A 3,992-nucleotide genomic window follows, 5' to 3' on the forward strand; every position below is an offset into this window, starting at 1 on the left:
ATGGTGAAGATCGAGAACGGGGCCTGGAAGCTGCAGCCCTAGCGCAGCGTGCCCCCCGCGGCGCGCTCAGAACTTGGGGATGCGCAGGGTCTTGCTGATCATCAGGGTCCCGGAGAGCGCGAACATCAGGGCCAGCGGGTGCAGCTGGCCGCCGAGCAGGGACCAGGCGCCGCCCGGCAGCTGATCGCCGATCCGGCCCTGCCAAGCCGCCCAGGCGAGCACGGCCGTCAGCGCCACGCTGGTCGGGATCGGCGTGCCCTCGAAATACTTCACCTTGCCGCTCTCTTCGGAGAGCGACTCGGCGGTGACGTTGAAGCGGGCCAGGCGCGACACGCCGCAGCAGACGAAGTAGACGAGGATGGCGGCGTCCCAGGCGCCGTCGATCCCGCAGGCGAAGGCCAGCGCCGCCGGCGCGACCCCGAAGGAGATCACGTCGGCGAGCGAGTCGAGCTCGCGGCCGAGCGCCGACGAGGTCTGGCGCCAGCGCGCGATGCGGCCGTCGAGGACGTCGAAGATGAAGGCGGCCGGAGCGAAGGCCGCGGCGACGAGCAGGTCGGAGACGTCGCGCGAGACGAGGAAGCGCATCGCCATCAGCACGGCCGCGACGCCGCAGGCGGCGTTGCCCAGGGTGAAGAAGTCGGCCAGGTGGAAGCCGCGGATCATCGAGAAGTGCTTCGGGTTCCTATCCGCGGTCGCAATCGTCATGTCGTGTACCTCCTGCACGAGTGTTCAGCATCGGCCGGGCGCCGTCTGCCAGTCAATTCCCACATACGAACAGGCGATCGGCGGGCCGCCGCCTCCCTCGCCATGGGCTCTACTGCGGGACGGCCGTCGCCCCGGCGCGGCCCCACACGGAGACACATCATGGACGCATCGACCGACCGGCCCGCCGCCGCCCCGCCTGAAGACCAGCGCGAGGCCCTGAAGGACTCGGAGCGCAAGGCGACCGAGCAGCATCCGACGACCTTCCGCGACGAGTCGAACGAGGACAAGATCGTCGAGATCCCCCCGGTCGGCCCGGACGAGAAACCGATCCGCGGGCTCGACCCGCACTAGCGCTTCCTCAGCCTTCCTCGTCCCACGCGTAGCCGTCGCGCGCGACCAGCGCGCTCGCCGCGGCCGGGCCCCAGGTGCCCGGCGCGTAGGGGCGTGGCCCGCCTTCGTCGCGTCGCCAGGCCTCGAGGATCGGCTCGACCCAGGCCCAGGCCTCTTCCTGCTCGTCGCTGCGCACGAACAGGTTCAGGCGGCCGGCAATCACGTCGAGGAGCAGGCGCTCGTAGGCGCCGACCCGGTTCTCGGCGAAGGCCCGGTCGAAGTCGAGGTCGAGCGACACCGGCGTCAGCGCCTCGACCTGGCCGGCGCCCTTGGCGGCGAGCAGGTGCAGCTCGAGGCCGTCTTCCGGCTGCAGCTTGATGATCAGCTTGTTGGCCGGGTTCTGGCCCGGAAAGATGTTGTGCGGCGTCGGCCGGAAGTTGACGACGATGTGCGCGTCGCGCGCCGCCAGGCGCTTGCCGGTGCGCAGGTAGAAGGGCACGCCGGCCCAGCGCCAGTTCTGCACCTCGGTGCGCAGGGCGACGAAGGTCTCGGTGCGGCTGCCCGCCGGCACGCTCGCCTCGTCGAGGAAGGCCGGCACCGGCTCGACCTGGCCGTTGCCTGAACGGTACTGCCCGCGCACGACGTCGCGGCCGACGCTCTCCGGCGTGAACGCCTTGAGCGACCGCAGCACCTTCAGCTTCTCGTCGCGGATCGCGTCGGCGCTGTTGCGCGACGGCGGCTCCATCGCCACCATCGTCAGCAGCTGCAGGGCATGGTTCTGGACCATGTCGCGCAGCGCCCCGGTGCGGCTGTAGAAGTCGCCGCGGGTGCCGACGCCGATCGCCTCGGCGAGAGTGATCTGGATGTTGGCGATGCACTCGCGCCGCCAGAGCGGCTCGAACAGCGCGTTGCCGAAGCGCAGCGCCATCAGGTTCTGCACCGACGGCTTGCCGAGGTAGTGGTCGATGCGGAAAGCCTGCTCCTCGCGGAACACCGAGCGGACGACGCGGTTGATCTCGCGTGCGCTGGCCAGGTCGTGGCCGAGCGGCTTCTCGAGCACGACGCGCACGTTCGGGCCGTTCAGGCCGGCCTCGCCGAGGCGGGCGCAGACGGTGGGGAACAGGTCCGGGCTGGTCGCGAGGTACATGACCACGACGTCGGCGGCGCGGCCGGCCAGCCAGCGCGCCAGCGCGGCGTAGCCGTCCGCGTGCGACAGGTCGAGCCGCTGGTAGTGGAGGAGGTCGGCGAAGCGGGCGAACTCGTCGTCGCTCGGCCGCTTCGCGCCTTCGACTTCCTGGAAGCGCTCCTTCAGCCAGCCGCGGTAGGCGTCGTCGGAGAACTCCTGCCGCGAGACGGCGAGGATGCGCCCGCCGTCGGGCAGCTTGCCGTGGCGAAAGGCCTGGAACAGCGCCGGGAGGAGCTTGCGCCAGGCGAGGTCGCCGGTGCCGCCGAAGAGAACGAGGTCGAAGGCCATGAGGTACAGGATACGTGGCCGCCGTCTCGCACCCGAGCAGGGCGTTGCGAGGACTTAGCAACCGCCCATGCCGGCCTCCCTCGCCGGCAAGGCCACCCGCTTCCGCGCCCTGCACGACGGGCCGCGGGCGTTCGTCATCGCCAACGCCTTCGACGCCGGCTCGGCCGTCCTCCTGGCGAAGAAGGGCTTCGAATGCCTGGCGACCTCGAGCGGCGCCGCCGCCGGCGTCCTCGGCCGGCGCGACGGCGAGATCTCCCGCGACCAGGCGATGGCGCACGCGCTCGGCATCGCCGCGCCAACCGACCTGCCGGTGTCCGGCGACCTGGAGAACGGCTTCGGCGACACGCCGTCGGACGTCGCCGAGACCATCCGCCGTGCCGGCGCCTGCGGCCTCGTGGGCGGATCGATCGAGGACTACACCGGCGACAAGTCGCGTGGGCTTTATCCGCTCGATGCCGCGGTGCAGCGCGTCGAGGCGGCGGTGAAGCTGGCGCGGTCGCTGCCATTCCCGGGCTTCGTGCTGACCGCGCGGGCCGAGAACTTCCTGCGCGGCCGGCCGGACCTCGGCGACAGCCTGGCCACCTCGCTCTGGCGGGCGGCCATGGCCGGAGTCGCTGCCGCGGCCGACGAAGTGCGCGGCAGCGGCAGCTTCGGCTACGTCGAGCGGCTCTAGCCGCGAGCCCCTGTCCCGCGCGGCTCAGGGCCTGGTGCCGTGGCGGTCCCAGTCGCGATCGCGACCGCGGCGGCCACGGTCGTCCGGCCGTGCCGACGAGACGCGGTCGTTCAGGCCCATCGCGCTCAGCGACGGGTAGCGGCCCGGCCGCAGCGTCACGCAGTTGCCGGCAAAGCGCGCGCTGTCGCAGACGAGCCAGCGGCCGCCGCGGACGATCACCGACGACGCGCGGTCGTTGAAGCCGGCCCGGCTGAAGTCGCCCAGGCGCTGCTCGATCGTGAAGGAGCGGCCGCGAAAGTTGTCGTGCTCGTAAAAGCGGATCTGCGCGGCAGCCTGGAACGACGCCGTCACCGCGGCGCAGCCGAAAACAAATTTCCATGTCCTGGTCATCTTGTCCCCTCCTCGAGCGATCGATGCGTCGTTCGCGGCATGATGCTGGCATGGATACATTTCGCTCGTCCGTAGGTGCAGAGGCCAGGCGCTGCGACCGGACCATCGCCTGGGCGGCCCTGCGCGGACACTGGCAGGCGCACGGCCGCGACCTGGACCTGCGCGAAGCGTTCGCGCGCGACGCCGGGCGCCATGCAGCGCTCTCGTTCGAGGCGCCGGAGGTGTTTGCCGACCTGTCCAAGAACCTCGTCGATGCAGCGACGCTGCGCTTCCTGGCCGATCTCTCCCGCGAGTGCGGCGTGGCGCAGCTCCGCGACGCGATGCTCGCCGGGGAGGCGATCAACTGCACCGAAGGCCGCGCCGTCCTGCACACGGCGTTGCGCGCGCCGCCGGGGGCAGGGCCGTTCGCGGCCGAGGTGC

Annotated in this window: 5 protein-coding genes and 1 pseudogene; 3 read left to right on the forward strand and 3 right to left on the reverse strand. The window is 71.5% G+C overall.

Going from position 1 to position 3,992, the window contains the following annotated elements; all coding sequences use genetic code 11:
• Window positions 1–66 precede the first annotated feature (66 nt).
• On the reverse strand, window positions 67–705 hold the full coding sequence (gene pssA, locus AC30N0_RS16515; protein WP_489518991.1) for a CDP-diacylglycerol--serine O-phosphatidyltransferase: 639 nt from the start codon (window positions 703–705) through the stop codon (window positions 67–69).
• Between the two features lie 159 nt (window positions 706–864).
• Between pssA and AC30N0_RS16520 the strand changes: the two genes are divergently transcribed.
• Window positions 865–1,056, forward strand: a complete 192-nt coding sequence (locus AC30N0_RS16520; RefSeq protein WP_489518992.1) for a hypothetical protein — start codon at window positions 865–867, stop codon at window positions 1,054–1,056.
• Window positions 1,057–1,063: 7 nt separating this feature from the next.
• On the opposite strand, the gene zwf is transcribed toward AC30N0_RS16520, so the two are convergent.
• Window positions 1,064–2,509 carry a glucose-6-phosphate dehydrogenase gene (zwf, locus tag AC30N0_RS16525; protein WP_489518993.1) on the reverse strand — a complete coding sequence of 482 codons (1,446 nt, stop codon included), beginning with the start codon at window positions 2,507–2,509 and terminating at the stop codon, window positions 1,064–1,066.
• Between the two features lie 67 nt (window positions 2,510–2,576).
• Here zwf and AC30N0_RS16530 point away from each other — a divergent pair, with 67 nt between their 5' ends.
• Window positions 2,577–3,182: an isocitrate lyase/phosphoenolpyruvate mutase family protein gene (locus AC30N0_RS16530; RefSeq protein WP_489518994.1), complete on the forward strand. Its 606-nt coding sequence runs from the start codon at window positions 2,577–2,579 to the stop codon at window positions 3,180–3,182.
• Window positions 3,183–3,206: 24 nt separating this feature from the next.
• Here AC30N0_RS16530 and AC30N0_RS16535 read toward each other — a convergent pair whose 3' ends face one another.
• The gene (locus tag AC30N0_RS16535; protein ID WP_489518995.1) at window positions 3,207–3,572 is read right to left on the reverse strand and encodes a beta/gamma crystallin-related protein; all 366 of its coding nucleotides are present in this window, start codon (window positions 3,570–3,572) and stop codon (window positions 3,207–3,209) included.
• A 50-nt stretch (window positions 3,573–3,622) separates the two neighbouring features.
• Between AC30N0_RS16535 and AC30N0_RS16540 the strand changes: the two are divergent.
• Window positions 3,623–3,992, forward strand: a pseudogene (locus AC30N0_RS16540) (glucose-6-phosphate isomerase); the annotation flags it as partial.

The organism is Rhizobacter sp., from assembly GCF_031412495.1.
Taxonomy (GTDB): domain Bacteria; phylum Pseudomonadota; class Gammaproteobacteria; order Burkholderiales; family Burkholderiaceae_C; genus Schlegelella_A.

What these genes read in the sequence shown, in the direction of transcription:
- zwf (WP_489518993.1), bottom strand. Translation starts at nt 2,509, where the DNA reads ATGGCCTTCGACCTCGTTCTCTTCGGCGGCACCGGCGACCTCGCCTGG.
- pssA (WP_489518991.1), bottom strand. Translation starts at nt 705, where the DNA reads ATGACGATTGCGACCGCGGATAGGAACCCGAAGCACTTCTCGATGATC.
- AC30N0_RS16530 (WP_489518994.1), top strand. Translation starts at nt 2,577, where the DNA reads ATGCCGGCCTCCCTCGCCGGCAAGGCCACCCGCTTCCGCGCCCTGCAC.
- AC30N0_RS16520 (WP_489518992.1), top strand. Translation starts at nt 865, where the DNA reads ATGGACGCATCGACCGACCGGCCCGCCGCCGCCCCGCCTGAAGACCAG.
- AC30N0_RS16535 (WP_489518995.1), bottom strand. Translation starts at nt 3,572, where the DNA reads ATGACCAGGACATGGAAATTTGTTTTCGGCTGCGCCGCGGTGACGGCG.